General features: G+C 62.9%; 18 protein-coding genes and 1 pseudogene. 5 read left to right on the forward strand and 14 right to left on the reverse strand.

Features of this window, described 5'->3' with window-relative positions; genetic code table 11:
- Positions 1–164: 164 nt before the first annotated feature.
- The 5 genes and pseudogenes from ABSG20_RS13170 to ABSG20_RS13190 all read right to left on the reverse strand — a co-directional run.
- Positions 165–1,586, reverse strand: coding sequence for an MFS transporter (locus tag ABSG20_RS13170; RefSeq protein WP_423864941.1), 1,422 nt, complete (start codon positions 1,584–1,586; stop codon positions 165–167).
- Between the two features lie 243 nt (positions 1,587–1,829).
- Positions 1,830–1,991, reverse strand: a complete 162-nt coding sequence (locus ABSG20_RS13175; RefSeq protein ID WP_423864942.1) for a hypothetical protein — start codon at positions 1,989–1,991, stop codon at positions 1,830–1,832.
- 181 nt (positions 1,992–2,172) lie between these two features.
- Positions 2,173–2,361, reverse strand: a complete 189-nt coding sequence (locus tag ABSG20_RS13180; RefSeq protein ID WP_423864943.1) for a hypothetical protein — start codon at positions 2,359–2,361, stop codon at positions 2,173–2,175.
- A 14-nt stretch (positions 2,362–2,375) separates the two neighbouring features.
- On the reverse strand, positions 2,376–2,732 hold the full coding sequence (locus ABSG20_RS13185; RefSeq protein ID WP_423864944.1) for a PilZ domain-containing protein: 357 nt from the start codon (positions 2,730–2,732) through the stop codon (positions 2,376–2,378).
- Positions 2,733–2,821: 89 nt separating this feature from the next.
- A pseudogene (locus ABSG20_RS13190) lies at positions 2,822–3,138 on the reverse strand (glycine reductase); the annotation flags it as partial.
- A 90-nt stretch (positions 3,139–3,228) separates the two neighbouring features.
- On the opposite strand from ABSG20_RS13190, the gene ABSG20_RS13195 reads away from it, so the two are divergent.
- Complete coding sequence (locus tag ABSG20_RS13195; protein ID WP_423864945.1) at positions 3,229–4,215, forward strand: lytic transglycosylase domain-containing protein; 987 nt, start codon at positions 3,229–3,231, stop codon at positions 4,213–4,215.
- Between the two features lie 420 nt (positions 4,216–4,635).
- A complete protein-coding gene (tsaA, locus tag ABSG20_RS13200; RefSeq protein ID WP_423864946.1) occupies positions 4,636–5,127 on the forward strand; it encodes a tRNA (N6-threonylcarbamoyladenosine(37)-N6)-methyltransferase TrmO in 492 nt (163 codons plus the stop codon).
- A gap of 102 nt (positions 5,128–5,229) precedes the next feature.
- On the opposite strand, the gene ABSG20_RS13205 is transcribed toward tsaA, so the two are convergent.
- The 4 genes from ABSG20_RS13205 to ABSG20_RS13220 all read right to left on the reverse strand — a co-directional run bounded on the left by ABSG20_RS13205 (position 5,230) and on the right by ABSG20_RS13220 (position 8,302).
- Complete coding sequence (locus ABSG20_RS13205) at positions 5,230–5,652, reverse strand: HIT family protein (protein ID WP_423864947.1); 423 nt, start codon at positions 5,650–5,652, stop codon at positions 5,230–5,232.
- Positions 5,653–5,697: 45 nt separating this feature from the next.
- Positions 5,698–6,948 carry a GNAT family N-acetyltransferase gene (locus tag ABSG20_RS13210; RefSeq protein ID WP_423864948.1) on the reverse strand — a complete coding sequence of 417 codons (1,251 nt, stop codon included), beginning with the start codon at positions 6,946–6,948 and terminating at the stop codon, positions 5,698–5,700.
- Between the two features lie 126 nt (positions 6,949–7,074).
- Entirely contained in the window at positions 7,075–7,821 is a 747-nt protein-coding gene (locus ABSG20_RS13215; RefSeq protein WP_423864949.1) for a glycerophosphodiester phosphodiesterase, read from the reverse strand.
- Positions 7,822–7,834: 13 nt separating this feature from the next.
- Positions 7,835–8,302 carry a RidA family protein gene (locus ABSG20_RS13220; RefSeq protein WP_423864950.1) on the reverse strand — a complete coding sequence of 156 codons (468 nt, stop codon included), beginning with the start codon at positions 8,300–8,302 and terminating at the stop codon, positions 7,835–7,837.
- Positions 8,303–8,525: 223 nt separating this feature from the next.
- Here ABSG20_RS13220 and ABSG20_RS13225 point away from each other — a divergent pair, with 223 nt between their 5' ends.
- Positions 8,526–9,398 carry a cell envelope integrity EipB family protein gene (locus ABSG20_RS13225; protein WP_423864951.1) on the forward strand — a complete coding sequence of 291 codons (873 nt, stop codon included), beginning with the start codon at positions 8,526–8,528 and terminating at the stop codon, positions 9,396–9,398.
- 149 nt (positions 9,399–9,547) lie between these two features.
- On the opposite strand, the gene ABSG20_RS13230 is transcribed toward ABSG20_RS13225, so the two are convergent.
- Both ABSG20_RS13230 and ABSG20_RS13235 read right to left on the reverse strand, forming a co-directional pair.
- Entirely contained in the window at positions 9,548–10,852 is a 1,305-nt protein-coding gene (locus ABSG20_RS13230; RefSeq protein ID WP_423864952.1) for a DNA polymerase IV, read from the reverse strand.
- Positions 10,831–11,130, reverse strand: a complete 300-nt coding sequence (locus ABSG20_RS13235) for a DUF3572 domain-containing protein (protein WP_423864953.1) — start codon at positions 11,128–11,130, stop codon at positions 10,831–10,833. The genes ABSG20_RS13230 and ABSG20_RS13235 overlap by 22 nt, the downstream gene beginning before the upstream one ends.
- Before the next feature lie 230 nt (positions 11,131–11,360).
- Between ABSG20_RS13235 and ABSG20_RS13240 the strand changes: the two genes are divergently transcribed.
- The gene (locus ABSG20_RS13240; protein ID WP_423864954.1) at positions 11,361–11,726 is read left to right on the forward strand and encodes a response regulator; all 366 of its coding nucleotides are present in this window, start codon (positions 11,361–11,363) and stop codon (positions 11,724–11,726) included.
- An 11-nt stretch (positions 11,727–11,737) separates the two neighbouring features.
- On the forward strand, positions 11,738–13,111 hold the full coding sequence (locus tag ABSG20_RS13245) for a PleD family two-component system response regulator (RefSeq protein ID WP_423864955.1): 1,374 nt from the start codon (positions 11,738–11,740) through the stop codon (positions 13,109–13,111).
- A 162-nt stretch (positions 13,112–13,273) separates the two neighbouring features.
- On the opposite strand, the gene rpmG is transcribed toward ABSG20_RS13245, so the two are convergent.
- From rpmG to ABSG20_RS13260, 3 genes are all read right to left on the reverse strand, one after another.
- Complete coding sequence (rpmG, locus tag ABSG20_RS13250; RefSeq protein WP_423864956.1) at positions 13,274–13,441, reverse strand: 50S ribosomal protein L33; 168 nt, start codon at positions 13,439–13,441, stop codon at positions 13,274–13,276.
- Positions 13,442–13,566: 125 nt separating this feature from the next.
- Positions 13,567–14,892 (reverse strand): LLM class flavin-dependent oxidoreductase, encoded by a 1,326-nt coding sequence (locus ABSG20_RS13255; RefSeq protein WP_423864957.1) that lies wholly within the window; start codon positions 14,890–14,892, stop codon positions 13,567–13,569.
- A 205-nt stretch (positions 14,893–15,097) separates the two neighbouring features.
- On the reverse strand, positions 15,098–15,752 hold a 655-nt coding region (locus ABSG20_RS13260), incomplete at its 5' end, for an NUDIX hydrolase (RefSeq protein ID WP_423864958.1).

Here is a 15,752-nt window from a genome sequence, read left to right on the forward strand (position 1 = left end):
CAGGGCTATCTGTTCGGACGGCCGGTGCCGATTGAGGAATTCGGACCGCAGACGGCAAAGACCGTGGAGATGCTCTGTCGCGTTACCAAACCGCGAAGCGACAAGTCCTTGCGAAAGCGCGATGGCTCGAAGCTGCGCGCGTGAGGCGCGACGACACTTTACGGTCACTCGCCTTTCAGACGCTGGCCCTCATGGACCCGCACCCGTTCGAGGCCTTGTGCGCCCACCGAAGACAGCCTCAGCATGCTGAGCGCTGCGCCGAGCAGGGCAAAGCCGGCGCCGGCCAGCAGCGCGTACCGAGTACCCTGCGCCGGATAGCGCGCCAGAAACAGCGCGACCAGAGCCGCGCCGGTCGTTTGCCCCAAAAGACGGGCGGTCCCGAGCAGGCCGCTGGCGCCGCCGCTCCGCTCACGCGGAGCTGCCGCGATCATGGTGCGGTTGTTGGGGGTCTGGAACAGGCCAAAGCCGGCGCCGCTCAGCGCCATGCGCCATACCACGTCGGCGATCGAGGGATTATCTGGCAACAGCGCCAGCGTGCCGAGGCCCAGGGCGAACAGCAGCAGTCCGACGCCGCCCAACAGGCCGGCCGAGTGGCGCTCGACCAGCCGCCCGGCCAACGGCGCTGCGAAAGCGACGGTAATCGGCCAGGGCGTGATCAAAAGCCCGATCTGGACCGCCGAATATCCGAAGCGGCTCTCCAGGTAGAAGGGGATTGCGACAAAGGCCAGCATCTGGCCGCAGAAGGAAGCAATCGAGGTTCCGATCGACAGCGCGAAAACAGGAATGCGCAAAAGATCCACAGGCAGTAACGGCGAAGACATGTGGGTCTGCCGCTGCACCAGCAGGAAGCCGGCGGCAGTGGCGATGGCAAACTCCGCCAGATAAAGGGAGGGGGCCTCGCCATGGCCGGCGCTGTCAATGGCCGCGATGCCAAGACCGAAGGTGATGGCGCTCAGGCCAGCGCTTTGCCAATCGAAGGCGTGACCGGCGCGATTGGTGTGCGGCAGGCATCGCGAGCCCAAGGCCAGCGCCGCGATGCCGATCGGGATGTTGACGGCAAACAAATAAGGCCATGTGCCTACCGCCAGGATCGCCGCGGCCACCGTTGGTCCGACCGCTGCGGAGACGGCGACCACCAGGGCATTGAAGCCGATACCACGGCCAAGCAGAGCGTGGGGATAGGTGAAGCGGACCAGCGCCGTGTTGACACTCAAGATCCCGGCCGCACCAAATCCCTGCACAATGCGCGCTACCGTCAGCAACAGCAGCGTGTGCGATAGCGCGCAAAACAGCGATGCGAGCGTGAACAGCATGAGCCCCGCCAGATAGACGCGGCGATAGCCGATGATTTCGCCGAGCGAGGCCAGCGGCAGCAGCGAAATCGTAATCGCCAGCTGATAGCCGTTGACGATCCAGATCGAAAACGCTGGAGCCGCGTCGAGATTCCTGGCGATCGTCGGCAGCGCGACATTGGCGATGGCGCCGTCCATCACCGCCATGATCAGACCGAGCGCGATCGTCAGGATGGCCCGATTGCGTTGCGGCCGCGGCAGGCCATCGGGATGCTCGGTGACAGCGGAAGACATCTGGCGAACCCTCTCCTCGAGTTCTGCATCGACGGCTGCCAGCTTGCCGTGAGTTGCCTTGGGGTGGAAACCGCGAACTGACCGGCACCGGGCCAACCGGTCAGGGTTTTGCGGGTTCCATAGGCCGGGGACGGGCTCGCTTCAAGGCTTCCGTCAGAAAAGTCCCTGTCACCGGATCCAGCGGGTGAGACATGAGACCTCTTCGGTCTGAGTTCGCTCCCTCTCTCGGGTGGCACCGCCGCATTACCAGCGCGAGGTGGCCTTGCCGAAGGCGTACAGCGCGACAAGGCCGACGGTCACGGCGGTCGAGAAAATCAGGATGACGCGATCCCAGTCGAGCCGTTTGTTCGCCGCTCGGTCTATTGTAAGCAATGCGAAGACGGCCTTCATTCCAAACTTGCGCATCGGGATTGCCCGGATCGTTCATTTGCGAGACTGCCATTGCCGCCATGCGCGGAATTGAGGCAGATCAAGGAAACTTGCGCAGCCGTCGTTCGAGATCGGTGACCTGCGACTCCGGTCGAGCCTCCAACTTGAACGCGAGGGCAACGGAATTGTCTTGCCACCCGCGCCAAACGTGGGCGCGTCAATAGCCATTCAGATGCTTCAGGGCCTTGTCAACGGCCTCGAACTCTCCCACGACCACGCCTTGAGCGACGCACAATGCGGCACATAGCACCAGCCCGACGCCCGCGGCGATGATCACATATTCAAGCCCGGCGGCGCCGGCTTCGGCGGCGAGAAAGGCTCGAAACGCTGTCCTGTCCAGTCGCATTGGTGGTGCGGCATTCAGTGTTCAGACAGAAGTTCAGCCATTTTGAGCTGCAGTTTGTGCCGTTCCTGTTCGGAACAACGCAGCCGCCGCGCCCAATCCAGCGGGATCACGTCGGTTCGGGCTACAGGGCGAAAGGTCAAGCCGGCCTGATTAACACAGCGCCACGCCAGCTTGGCGCGAAACGAGTGGTTTTTTTTTGCGATGAAGAGATCAATTTCGTCGGGCAACAGGGCTAAATTATCGAATTCGATCTTGACGCCGTCGTCGGAAAAATTGCGGACGACGCAGTCGATCGTCGACAGGCGGTCATGGTAAACGATGCGGCCGTGAAAAATCACGCGGGCGCGCGCGGTCTGGCGTCTCTCAAGCACTTTCTATGCTCCGGTAACAGATTGCCTACCATATCCAGAAATCTGGCGGTGCAAAAGCGGAGCTTTGGAATGCTGTCCTTAAGGTAAATTCAAGAAGGACTGCGGCGCCGCCCGCGAGCGATTTCCTTCTGGGCGTCGAATTCGCGCCGCCGCCGCGGCAGCGCTTCGGCGCTCAGCGGGGCCCCATTGTTGTAGTCGCGCTTCCAGGCGGCGTCCGCGCTTCAGCGCAGTGTGGCGATTGCACCGTGGTTTGCGGCGCCGGCGCGGTTTCCAATACGCGCGGCGCGAGTTCGAGCGTGGCGCCTTGCGAGGACGGATCGTACGGCTTGCCCGCGGAATTGCCGAGCGGAAAATCACTGATCAGGAATCGCGGCACCGCGGCGTGCTCGTCGATATCCTTGGCGCATCATGTCTTGCGCTCCCACTCGCGCGCCACCATTGCTAGATAGCTGGGCGGTCCGATGGGTGGGTCAAACGGATCCCCGGGGAATCAGACATGGCGGTGCGAACGGTGATCGGTCGGCATGTTCAGCTTTGCGCCGTCGTCGTGACGCTGCTGTTGCCGGCCGCGCATGGCTTGGCGGGGGATGCGGCGGCGCGGACCGTGCGGCCGAGCGTCGAGGAACTGGCGCTTCCCACCGATGAAGGCAAGACCGCAGCGGCCGGGCGGGAAACCGACACGCGCGAGGCGATCTGTCTGATGATCGAATCGGCGGCCACGGCCAACGGCCTGCCGCTGGAGTTTTTTGCCCGCGTGATCTGGCAGGAAAGCCGCTTTCAAAGCGATGCCGTAGGACCGCTGACGCGGAGCGGCCAGCGTGCCCAGGGCATCGCGCAATTCATGCCGGGAACGGCCAGCGAGCGCCGCCTGCTCGATCCCTTCGACCCGGTGCAGGCGCTGCCGAAATCCGCGCAATTCTTGCGCGAGTTGCGCGAGCAGTTCGGCAATCTCGGGCTGGCGGCGGCGGCCTATAATGCCGGACCGCGGCGGGTGCAGGAATGGCTGGCCGGGACCGGCCCAATGCCGGATGAGACCCGCCATTACGTGGTCGCTATCACCGGTGCCACCGTGGATACTTGGGCTGCGGCCGGGAAAAACGCGAAGCTGCCCGACCGCACTACAAATTCCGGTTGCCGCGAATTGATGGCTTTGTTGAAGCGCGCGCCCAATCCATTCGTCACCGAGCTCGAAGCGCATGTAAACTTGGCGGCGGCCAAGCTCTGGGGTGTGCAGCTCGCCGCCGGCTTCAACCGCGATCAGGCCCTGGCGATGTATGCCCGCGCCATGAAGCGGCTGAGCGCGGTGATCGGCGATCAGGATCCCAGCCTTCTGAGCTCGGTGATGCGCAGCCGGGGCAATCAGCCCTTCTATCAGGTGCGGATCGGCGCCGACACCCGCCCCGAAGCCGACGATCTGTGCAACCGCATCCGTCGCGCCGGCGGCGCCTGTTTCGTGCTGAAGAACTGGAACGTCAGAGGCTGAACCCTGTGGATCGCGCCATGACAGGATGTGCGCATGCGGAAAGCCTTTGCTTTCGCACGACTACAGTATAATAATACCTTCAACCTGTTAATCTCTTGTATTAACAAGGGCAAAAGTAGTGGCAGGAACGGTCTTTCGGAGTCACGCCTTTCCCGATCGCCTGGAAATCTGCGTCTGGTATGGTATTCCGGCGCCTGCAAAGCTGCGGGACGAAACAGTGCGAAGGATCGGCCTAAGCCTCGACCATGCGCTGAACGACGACGCCTTTCGCGCTTCGCTGGAAAAGATCGGGCTTTCCGGTGTTCGGTTCGCGCGGCGCCGCTGATATCGCGCATTTCATCGCGGCCGACCGGGCGCGATGGGCAGGCATCATCAAGGCGTAGAATATCCCACTGGATTGAAAGATGGTTCGAGAACGAGATGTCTGCAGAGAATAATCTTCGCGATGGCGAATTGGCGGTCGAGATGCCCGCTGTGCGCGATGCCGGGCTGATCTTCATTGGCCGCATCCGCACGCCCTGGATCTCGCGGGAGGATGCCCCGCGACAGGGGCGTCACGACGGCCCGGTCTGCCGGCTTGAGATCTTTGATCCCTGGGTGCCGGCGCTGCAGGGCGTGGATTTCTACAGTAATCTCGAGGTGATCTACTGGCTGCACCGCTCGCGCCGCGATCTGGTGCTGCAGAGCCCAAAAAAGAACGGATCCACGCGAGGCACCTTTTCGCTGCGCTCCCCGGTGCGGCCGAACCCGATTGGCACCTCGATCGTCAGGCTGGTCGGCATCGAGGGCGCAACCGTGCTGGTACGCGGCCTCGACTGCCTCGACGAAACCCCGCTGCTGGATCTGAAGCCGGACCGCTGCGAGTTCTCGCCGCTGGCGGCGCAGAAGCGAGGGGATGTCGAGGCGGAGTGAGATGCTGCCATCGTCATTGCGAGGCGCAAAGGGCCGAAGCAATCCATGCTTCACCCGTGGCTATGGATTGCTTTCGCTTGCGCTCGCAATAACGGCGCGCGGTTATTTCAACGCCGCCACCAGCTTCGACGCGTTCTCCTCCAGCACTTTTGCAGCTTCCTTGCGGCTCGCGGGCGGCAGCAGCGCCACCCCCTCATGCCGTGGCATCACATGCACATGTAAATGAAACACCACCTGGCCGCCGGCAGGTTCGCTGAATTGCTGTAGCGTGATGCCGTCGGCCTTGAAGGCGGTCATCGCGGCCCGGGCAATTGTCCGGGCGGCGCGCGCGACATGGGCGAAGTCTTCCGGGGAGATATCGAGGATGTTGCGCGCCGGGGCCTTGGGGATCACCAGGGCATGTCCGGGACACCTGGGCATGATGTCGAGAAAGGCCAGCACATGGTCGTTCTCATAGACCTTGTAACAGGGAAACTCGCCCCGCAGGATTTTTGCGAACGGGTTATTGCTGTCATAGGCGGACATGGCGCGGCTCCTCTGACTCCACTTTCGCCGCCGCTTGCGAAGCGGTCAAGTTTCCTCGTCACCGGTTTTGCGAAACGGCCCGGCCTCGGTGAGTTCGCGCGCGGCTTCGGCGACAAAAGCGCGTTCGCGCTTCAGATAGTCCGAGATGGCGCGGCGCAGGCCGGGGTCGGCAATGTAATGCGCCGAATAGGTGTTTTGCGGCAGGTAGCCGCGCGCGATCTTGTGCTCGCCCTGCGCGCCGGCCTCGACCGTTTTCAGGCCGCGCGCAATGGCAAAGTCGATGGCCTGGTAGTAGCAGACCTCGAAATGCAGGAAGGGATGATGCTCGACCGCGCCCCAGTTGCGCCCGAACAGCGTGTCGGCGCCGATGAAATTGATGGCGCCGGCGATCCAGCGGCCACTGCGCCTTGCCATCACCAGCAGCACGTCCTCAGGCATGCTCTCGCCGATCAGCGAAAAGAACGTGCGGGTCAGATAGGGCCGGCCCCATTTGCGTGAACCGGTCTCCATGTAGAAATCAAAGAAGGCGTCCCAGGCCTCTTCAGTGATGTCGCTGCCGGTCAGCGCGTGGATCGTGATGCCATTGGCCACAGCATCGCGCCGCTCGCGCTTGATCGCCTTGCGGTGGCGCGAATTCAGCGTGGCGAGGAAATCATCAAAATTTTGGTAATCCCGGTTGTGCCAGTGAAACTGCTGGTCGGTCCGCTGCAGGAAGCGATGACCGGCGAGGTGCTGCCATTCCGCTTCGCGCGCAAAGGTGACGTGAACGGACGAGGCTTCGGATAGCTCACACAGCGCGACGAGGCCATTCGCCAGCACGCTGCGGATGCGCTCCTGGTCGGCATTCTCCCGGACCAGCAGGCGCGGGCCGGTAGCTGGAGTAAAGGGAACCGAGACCTGCAGTTTCGGATAATAGCGGCCGCCGGCGCGTTCGAAGGCATCGGCCCAGCCGCGGTCGAATACATATTCGCCCCGCGAGTGCGATTTCAGATAACAGGGCACGATGCCGACGATGGTGTCCCGCAGCCTCGCCACGAGGTGGCGCGGTCCCCAACCGGTCCGCGCGCAGGCCGAGCCCGACTCTTCCAACGCTGAGAGAAAAGCATGGGAAACAAACGGGTTATAGCGGGAGGCTGATCTGGCGCAGGAAACGGCCGCCGGGTCGCGTGAAGCGAGCTTGTCGAGGCCGCCGATGGTATCTGGGGGCGAGGCCGGATTAGCGCAGGCATCCCAATCCTCGGCCGCTATCCGGCTGATGGACGAAACGGCTTCCAGGCTTATTTCGGACGAATCCATCGACAATCTGAACCGGTCACGCCTTACGAACGGCCATCGCACGTGGTGACCCCTGCAACAAAGTGATCCCTGCAAGATCGTGCATTGCAGCGAAGATCGCAAGGGCGCCTTGCGCATGCCCTGGGTTCAAGGGCGAAAGCCCTCGAAGATGATCTGATCGGCGTAGCGGGCGGCGCGCTCGCGCTGCTCCGGCGTGCGCACGGTCCAGGTGAGTAGCGGCAGGCCGAACAGGTTGCGCGCGATCCAGGGCGCAGGCGCCTGTAACTCCTCGACCCAAAAAGCCACAAAATGCGGCCGGGTGCGCCAGGCGTGGCGAAGATGCAGCATGCCCCGGCGCTGTTCCGGCCAAAGCTTGCTCCAGTAATCGTCGTCATAATTGCGTTGGGCAATGATGCCGCGGGGCAAAAGCGGCATCCTTTCACGCAGCGCCAGCACCTGGTCGGGATCGAACGACATCCCGACCGCGGGTCCCTTGTAGCCGGTGAGCACCTCCGCCATCCGCGCCACCAGTTTGCGGTCGCCATCGAAATGGCTCTTGACCTCGATCACCAGCGGCACCCGGCCATCGACCAGTGCGCAGAGGTCGGCGAGCGACATCATCCGCTCCGGCGTATCCTTGAACCTGATCGCCTTCAGTTCCGCGGCGGTCATCCCCAGCAGCGCACCGCTGCCTGCGGTCAGGCGGCCCAGTGTGTCGTCATGGTGCACCATGGCCTCGCCGTCGGCGGCGAGCTGGATATCGCATTCGATGCTGAAATTGCCTGAAATCGCAGCCAAGGCCGCGGCCGGCATGTTTTCGATAATACCCCGCGCAAAGTCATGCAGGCCGCGATGGGCCACCGGCCGCGCCGTCAGCCAGTTCGGTGCGCGCACGCGGACAGTTCCGCTAGGAGACCTCGAAAAGCCCTTCGACCTCGACCGCCGCGTCGGCAGGGAGGGAGGCGACGCCGACAGTGGTGCGGGCGTGGCGGCCTTTGTCGCCGAAGGCTGCGACCATCAGGTCGGACGCGCCGTTCAAGACCTTCGGCCCGTCGAGAAAGTCCGGCGCGGAATTGATAAAACCACCGAGCCGGACCACGCGAACCACCTTGTCGAGGTCGCCGAGCGCGGCCTTGATCTGCGCCAGCAGGTTGATGGCGCAACCGCGCGCTGCGGCGTTGCCCTGCTCGATGGTGACGCCAGCGCCGAGCTTGCCCTTGGCGATCAGCTTGCCGTCCGGGGCGACGCAGACCTGGCCGGACACGAACAGCAGATTTCCGGTGCGCACGAAACCGACGTAATTCGCCACCGGCGCCGGCGGTTCATGCAAGACGATTCCCAGTGCTGCAAGCTTCTGCTCGACCGTACCCGCCATGTTTCGTCCCCGTTTGAATTGACCTGCGACCGATCGACTTCCGATCTGGTCCGGCGTTGTTTCGCGCATCGCAGAGGCACTTGCAAGGGAGCGCCGATCGGCGGCGCCATGCCATTAAACCGGGTAGCTCGGCTCGCAATCGTACTTTTTCGTGAAGTGGCCCCAGTTGCGGCGCAATAGGACGAAGAATAACGTGTCAAATCACAATTTTTAAGGAAAACACATGGCTTGCTGGTTCCGGATGCCGCCGACCCGATCGCTGCTGCTGACGGTGGCCGCCATCGCGGGAGGATCGGGTTTCGCTGCCGGGCACGCCGGCGCCGCGGCAGGCGCCGCCTTTCTGGCGCATCAGGCGCTTTACGACCTCAGCCTGATGAAATCGCGCGGCTCGGCCTCGATCGACAGCGCGCGCGGTCGCATCCTGTATAATTTCTCCGGCAGCACCTGCGAGGGTTACACCTCGGAATTTCGCCAGGTCTCGGAACTGAGCAGCGGCGAGGGCAAGGTGACGCTGAGCGATCTGCGCTCGACCTCCTGGGAAGATGCCGAGGGCAAGAGCTATCGCTTCAAGATCGACAGCCGCATGAACGACACCGACTCAAGCCCGGTCGACGGAGTCGCGGAGCGGACCGGCGACCACATTACCGTCAAACTGAAAGAGCCGGAAGCCAAGACCTTTACCCTGGACGGGGCGACGGTGTTTCCGACCGAGCAGATCCGGCGCATCATCGAAGCGGCCCGCGAAGGCAAATCCCTGCTCGAACTTTCGGTCTATGACGGCTCGGACAACGGCGAAAAGGTCTACAACACACTGACCGTGATCGGGCAGCCGATATCGGGCGACCGCGCGGTCGCGGCGCCCGATCCGGCAACCACCAGCGATCAGATGAAATCGCTCACGCGTTGGCCGGTTACGGTGAGCTATTACGACCGCGACGCCAAGGCCAAGGACGGCGAGCAGACGCCGGTCTATGCCATGTCGTTCGAGCTGTTCGAGAACGGCGTCTCGCGGGCGCTGGTGCTCGACTACAATGATTTCGTTATTTCCGGCCTGCTGGAAAAGTTCGACGTCAAGGATGCCAAGCCGTGTAAGTAGCTGGCGGGGTTGGAACAAAGGGCGCGCTTCGCGCCGTGCCCGCCTTTGTTGGCTCCGCGAGGCAATATAGCTTGCCATGCCAAGGACTGCTCGCTTCGTCGCAAGGGCTCCTCGCGATGACGGGCATCTGCAAATCGCGGCGCTACCCCTCACTTCTCCGGCCCTTCATAGGCGATGCCCCTGATCACGGCGGCATCGCCGAATCGTTTGCGCAGATCGTCGATCGCGCGTTCGGCATGCGCTGCGCGGCGGTCGAGCATGTCGGTGTCGTCGGCCGGCGATCCCGGCCGCAACGCGCTGACGCCTGTGCCCATCAGCCGGAACGCGGTGCCGTCGATTTCCTTCGCCAGCATTTCCCGGGTCACCGCGAAGATTTTTGTCGCCAGTTGGGTCGGCGCCGCAAGCGACTGCGAGCGGGTGCGCTGCCTGAAATCGGCGGTCTTCAGTTTCAGCGTGATGGTCGATCCGGCAAGATCGCCGTTCTTGAGCCGCGCGGACACTTTCTCCGACAGCCGCCATAGCAGCCTTTCCAACGCGGCAAAATCTCGGACGTCGTTTTCAAACGTGGTTTCGCTGGAAATGGTCTTGGCGCCGCGATCGGGCACCACGGCCCGATCGTCGATACCGCGCGAAAGCCGCCACAGCCTGCGGCCGTCAGTCGGGAATTGTTTCATCAGCTCGGTCTCGTCGGCGCGCTGCAAGTCGGCGATGGTGCGAAAGCCGCGCTGCGCCAGGCGTTGCTGCGTTGCCGGCCCGACCCCGAAAATGAACCCGACCGGTTTGTCGGCCATCATGGCGCGGGCCTCGATCGCATCGAGCACCGCAAAGCCGCGCGGTTTGTCCATCTCGGATGCGATCTTGGCCAGGAATTTGTTGCAGGACAGGCCCACCGACACCGTGATGCCGATGTCGCGCTCGACGGCTTGTGCAAAGCGCGCCAGTACTTTTGCGGGGATCATGCCGTGAACCCGCGCCGTCCCGCCCAGATCCAGAAAGGCCTCGTCGATCGACAGCGGCTCGACCAGCGGCGTCAGCGCCAGCATGGCGTGGCGCACTTCGCGGCCGACCCTGACATACTTGGCCATATCAGGCCGGATCACGATCGCTGTGGGGCACAGCGCCAGCGCCTTGAACATCGGCATCGCCGAGCGCACGCCATAGGTGCGGGAGATGTAGCACGCCGCCGAAACCACGCCGCGCTTGCCGCCGCCGATGACGACCGGCTTGTCGGCGAGCGCGGGATTGTCGCGCTTTTCCACGGTCGCGTAGAATGCGTCGCAATCGATGTGGGCCAGGGCGAGCGAGGGCAAGGCAGGGTGACGAACCAGCCGCGGGGAACCGCACCGGCCGCACCGGTTGGCGGCGCTGTCGAGATCGCCAAGGCAATCCCGGCAAAAGCAGGTCGGTCCGCCCGGCGCCGGCCTGGCTGATCTCACGGCACGTCGCGCTCCCATTCGGGATCGCCGAGCGCCTGGCGGGCGGCGGCAATATTGGTCGGATGAAGCTGCGAGGCGCTGGCGAACGCCTTCACGGTGGCATCATCCCGCATCACGAAATCGAGCACCGAGCCGAGGAAATGCGGGTCTGTCGCGGCTGTGCGCAGGGTTTCCGGACCGATTCCGCTTTCGGCCAGGAACAGGCCCAGGCGCTCGGTGTCGCCGGCGATGAAGGAAAGCGCCTGAATTGCAACGATTTCAGCCACTTCGCGAGGGTTTTTGCCAGTTTTTTTCAACCGCAATGTTTGCCTTTCCGTAACTTATGGTCTCTATTTTGCAACCAGCATGCCCGAGTCTGCTGATCGGACACAAGCAACTGGAAACCATGGCGCGCAAAGATACCACGCAAATTTAACGACTTTGGAGCGAGTCTGGCGCTAGTTTGAATTTACTTTTCGACAGGCTTTGGCGGCGGTGCCTGATGCACCGGAAGTCGGGCCTGTCTTGCCGGAATTGGGAGGGCGGGATGGCAAAAACCGTCCTGATCGTCGAGGACAACGAGCTGAATATGAAGCTCTTTCGCGACCTGTTGGAAGCGCATGGCTATCAGACCTCGGGGACCAGCAACGGCTTCGAGGCGCTCGATCTCGTCCGCTCGCTGCATCCCGATCTGATCCTGATGGACATTCAGCTGCCGCAGGTGTCGGGCCTCGAAGTGACGCGCTGGATCAAGGACGACCCGGAACTGCGCTCGATACCGGTGGTCGCGGTCACCGCCTTTGCCATGAAGGGCGATGAAGAACGGATTCGCGAAGGAGGCTGCGAGGCCTATCTGTCGAAGCCGATCTCGGTCGGCAAATTTATCGAAACCGTTCGACGGTTTATCGGGTAGGGGAAAGTTCGATGTCCGCGCGCATTCTCGTCGTCGACGACGTCCCTGCCAACGTCAAGCTTTTGGAAGCACGGCTGTCGGCTGAATATTTCGATGTCCTGACCGCTTCCAGCGGCAGCGAGGCGCTGCAGATCTGCGCGCGCGCGGAGTGCGACATCATCCTGCTCGATATCATGATGCCCGATATCGACGGATTTGAGGTCTGTCGCCGGCTCAAGTCGAATCCGGCGACGCATTTCATCCCGGTGATCATGGTCACGGCGCTGGACAGCCCGGCCGATCGCGTCCGCGGCCTCGAGGCCGGCGCCGACGATTTCCTGACCAAGCCGGTATCGGACATCGTGCTGGTTGCGCGGGTACGTTCGCTGACGCGGCTGAAGATGATGACCGATGAGCTGCGGATGCGCGCCATCACCTCGTTCGAGATCGGGGTCCAGGCGCCGGAGCGCAGCGCGGTCACCGAGACCGGCAAGGGCGGACGTATCCTCCTGGTCGACGACCGGCCATCGTCCTATGAGCGGCTGGCGCCGGTGTTGAGCACCGAGCATACCGTCGACGTCGAAAGCAACCCGGCGGAGGCGCTGTTTCACGCCGCCGAGGGCAATTACGATCTTCTGATCGTGTCGCTCAGCCTTGAGAATTTCGACGGCCTCAGACTTTGCAGCCAGGCGCGCTCGCTGGAGCGCACTCGCCATGTGCCCATTCTGGCCATCGCCGATGCCGACAACAACACGCGGCTGCTGCGCGGGCTTGAAATCGGCGTCAACGACTATCTGCTGCGTCCGGTCGACAAGAACGAGTTGCTGGCGCGCGCCCGCACCCAGATCCGCAAGCGGCGCTATTCCGACCAGCTGCGCGACAATGTGCAGAATTCGATCGAGATGGCGATCACCGATGCGCTGACCGGCCTGCATAACCGCCGCTACATGGAAAGTCATCTGGCAACGCTGGCCGAGCAGGCCTCGAGCCGCGGCAAACCGTTGGCGCTGATGATGCTCGACATCGATTTTTTCAAGTCGATCAACGACAATTACGGCCACGACGCCGGCGACGACGTGCTGCGCGAATTCGCGGTGCGGATCCGCAAGTCGATCCGCGGCATCGATCTGGCGTGCCGCTACGGCGGCGAGGAATTTGTCATTGTGATGCCGGAGACCGACATGCATGTCGCGGGCATGGTCGCGGAACGGATGCGGCGCTCGATCGCCGGCGATCCCTTCGCGGTCAACAAGGGAACCAACAGCATCGATGTGACCATCTCGGTCGGGCTGTCGACCATGGAAATCAAGGGTGAGGCGGTCGCCGATGTGCTGAAGCGGGCCGACACCGCGCTCTACAGGGCAAAACACGACGGCCGCAACCGCGTGGTGGCGACCGCGGCGTAAAAAAACAGTCCAGATCGTCATTGCGAGCACCGCGAAGCACCATCTTCGCCAAGCAAGGCAGGCCGGACGGCTTGGTCCCAAGTTCTCCACGGTGGCGCCCGAAATCGAAAAACGGGGCCGCAAGGCCCCGTCGAAAATCTGCAGTCGTTTGTTGCGGACGACCTACTTGATCTTGTGTTCGCGGAATTCGACGTGCTTGCGCGCGACCGGATCGTACTTCTTCTTGACCAGCTTGTCGGTCATGGTGCGCGAATTCTTCTTGGCGACGTAATAGAAGCCGGTATCCGCCGAGGAAACGAGCTTGATCTTGATGGTGACCGCTTTGGCCATGTCTAAAACCTCTGGATGTCAGGGTAGGGCGCCGGCCCATCGGGCGATGCGAGTTGCCGCGGAAACTAGCGTCGATCAGCCCAAAGTCAAGGTTTGGAGGTAAATGTCCGCCAAAATCCGGGCATTTAGCCTTGGAAGAAGCGGTTTTTCGGCCGCGGCAGGCCCAGATTCTCCCGCAACGTCCGGCCTTCATACTGGGTGCGGAAGATTTCGCGCTTCTGCAGTTCCGGCACCACCTTGTCGACGAAGTCGTCGAGGCCCCCGGGCAGATACGGGAACATGATGTTGAACCCGTCGCAGCCGTAGCTGGTCAGCCAATCCTCCATCTGATCGGCGATCAAAGCGGGTGTGCCGACAAACGACAATCCGCCGTAACCGCCGACGCGCTGCGCGAGCTGGCGCACGGTCAACTTGTCGCGCGCGGCGACATCGACCAGCCGCTGACGGCCGCTCTTGGAGGCATTGGTCTCGGGGATCGGCGGCAACGGCCCATCGGGATCGAAGCCGGAGGCGTCGGTGCCGAGCATGACCGAGAGCGAGGCGATGGCGCTGTCGTAGTGCACCTTGCTGTCGAGCAAGGCGCGTTTCTCCTTGGCATGATCGAGGCTGTCGCCCACCACGACAAAGGCGCCCGGCAAGATCTTCAGATGATCGGGGTCGCGGCCCAGTCCATCCATGCGGCCCTTGATGTCGGCATAGAGTTTTTGGCCGTCAGCGAGACTGCCGCCACCGGTGAACACGGCCTCCGCGGTCTCGGCCGCAAGTTGCCTGCCGTCTTCCGAGGCGCCGGCCTGCACGATCACGGGCCAGCCCTGCACCGGGCGGGCGATATTGAGCGGGCCGCGCACGCTGAGATATTTTCCCTTGTGATTGAGCACGTGCATCTTCGCGGGATCGAAATATAGCCCAGCTTCGACGTCGCGGACAAAGGCGTCATCGGCAAAGGAATCCCACAGGCCGGTGACCACATCGTAGAATTCGCGCGCCCGCTTGTAGCGCTCGGCATGCTCCATGTGATCTTCCTTCCCAAAATTCAGCGCCGCGTCCGGATTTGAGGTGGTGACGATGTTCCACCCCGCCCGGCCGCCGCTGATATGATCGAGCGAGGCAAACCGGCGGGCGACGTGATAGGGCTCATCAAAGGTAGTCGAGCCGGTCGCGATCAGCCCGATATGCTCGGTCACTGCCGACAGCGCCGACAACAGCGTAAACGGCTCGAACGAGGTCACGGTGTGGCTGCGTTTTAGAGCCGAGATCGGCATGTTGAGTACGGCCAGATGGTCGGCCATGAAGAAGGCGTCGAATTTTCCGCTCTCCAGCTTCTGGATCAGCCGCTTGATGTGGGCAAAATCGAAATTGGCGTCCGGCCAGGCGCCGGGATAGCGCCACGCCCCGGTATGAATACTGACCGGCCGCATGAAGGCCCCGAGCCGCAACTGACGTTTTGCCATGGCTGATCCCGCGTTGATTGTTCGCCGAACTGCAGATAAGGATGCCCCGGCGCGAAGGCATTACGTATTGGCCAGAAGATTATTGCCTTTTATGCCCGGCCGGCGACCGGATTTTCCTGAAGGCCGCAGGGTAGCGAGCGCCGGCCCGGCTAGCTGGAAATTCCACGTAAAGCTCACGGCGCAGGCACTCCGAACAACGCTATAGTCAAGATTCGCCCAGCACATCCTTCTGCATCCTGCCGCCGTAGAAATGGAAAAACGGCAACGCCGCGTCGTGGCTCAGCGGTCCCAAAGCGAGCCGCCGTTCGAGTTCGTTCAGGACATTTTTTGTCATCGGATGCAGCTCGGCCAGCGGCTGCGATCCGAGTTCGACCCAGACCAGTTCCACCAGTTCGGCATCGGCATGGATCACGCCCTCGACGCGATGGGCGATGGCGGAAGCGTCGGCGGTGAAGAACCTTGTATCGAAGCGCCGCACCCGGCCGGGCGGAGTGATGGCGCGGGCGATCAGGAACAATCCGGAGGGGTCGGGCAGCAGGCCAGCTTCGATAAAGGGCTTCCACGCGCCGTCCAGTGACGGCAGCGCGCCATTGCTCTTGCGGCCGAGACAAAGGCCGGTTTCCTCGCAGGCCTCGCGGATCGCCGCGACCGCAAGGGCGCGGGCACGCGACGGCGTGATCTTTGGACTGCCCTTCAATAGATTGGCTTCAAGTGCCCCGGGGATCGGCGCAGCGACGGGAACGCGGTTGTCGATCTTGTCGACGCGGCCGCCGGGAAAGACGAATTTACCGGGCATGAACACCACCTTGTCGTGGCGCTTGCCGACCAGGACTTTCGGCGTCGCGGCGGTGCGATCGACC

The organism is Bradyrhizobium sp. (genome assembly GCF_049512235.1).
Classification (GTDB): domain Bacteria; phylum Pseudomonadota; class Alphaproteobacteria; order Rhizobiales; family Xanthobacteraceae; genus Bradyrhizobium.

Excerpts from the sequence above, each read along its gene's own strand:
- ABSG20_RS13230 (WP_423864952.1), bottom strand. The coding sequence starts at position 10,852 with ATGGGAGCGCGACGTGCCGTGAGATCAGCCAGGCCGGCGCCGGGCGGA.
- ABSG20_RS13240 (WP_423864954.1), top strand. The coding sequence starts at position 11,361 with ATGGCAAAAACCGTCCTGATCGTCGAGGACAACGAGCTGAATATGAAG.
- rpmG (WP_423864956.1), bottom strand. The coding sequence starts at position 13,441 with ATGGCCAAAGCGGTCACCATCAAGATCAAGCTCGTTTCCTCGGCGGAT.
- ABSG20_RS13255 (WP_423864957.1), bottom strand. The coding sequence starts at position 14,892 with ATGGCAAAACGTCAGTTGCGGCTCGGGGCCTTCATGCGGCCGGTCAGT.
- ABSG20_RS13170 (WP_423864941.1), bottom strand. The coding sequence starts at position 1,586 with ATGTCTTCCGCTGTCACCGAGCATCCCGATGGCCTGCCGCGGCCGCAA.
- ABSG20_RS13205 (WP_423864947.1), bottom strand. The coding sequence starts at position 5,652 with ATGTCCGCCTATGACAGCAATAACCCGTTCGCAAAAATCCTGCGGGGC.
- ABSG20_RS13175 (WP_423864942.1), bottom strand. The coding sequence starts at position 1,991 with ATGCGCAAGTTTGGAATGAAGGCCGTCTTCGCATTGCTTACAATAGAC.
- ABSG20_RS13195 (WP_423864945.1), top strand. The coding sequence starts at position 3,229 with ATGGCGGTGCGAACGGTGATCGGTCGGCATGTTCAGCTTTGCGCCGTC.
- ABSG20_RS13180 (WP_423864943.1), bottom strand. The coding sequence starts at position 2,361 with ATGCGACTGGACAGGACAGCGTTTCGAGCCTTTCTCGCCGCCGAAGCC.
- ABSG20_RS13225 (WP_423864951.1), top strand. The coding sequence starts at position 8,526 with ATGGCTTGCTGGTTCCGGATGCCGCCGACCCGATCGCTGCTGCTGACG.
- ABSG20_RS13210 (WP_423864948.1), bottom strand. The coding sequence starts at position 6,948 with ATGGATTCGTCCGAAATAAGCCTGGAAGCCGTTTCGTCCATCAGCCGG.
- ABSG20_RS13245 (WP_423864955.1), top strand. The coding sequence starts at position 11,738 with ATGTCCGCGCGCATTCTCGTCGTCGACGACGTCCCTGCCAACGTCAAG.
- tsaA (WP_423864946.1), top strand. The coding sequence starts at position 4,636 with ATGTCTGCAGAGAATAATCTTCGCGATGGCGAATTGGCGGTCGAGATG.
- ABSG20_RS13220 (WP_423864950.1), bottom strand. The coding sequence starts at position 8,302 with ATGGCGGGTACGGTCGAGCAGAAGCTTGCAGCACTGGGAATCGTCTTG.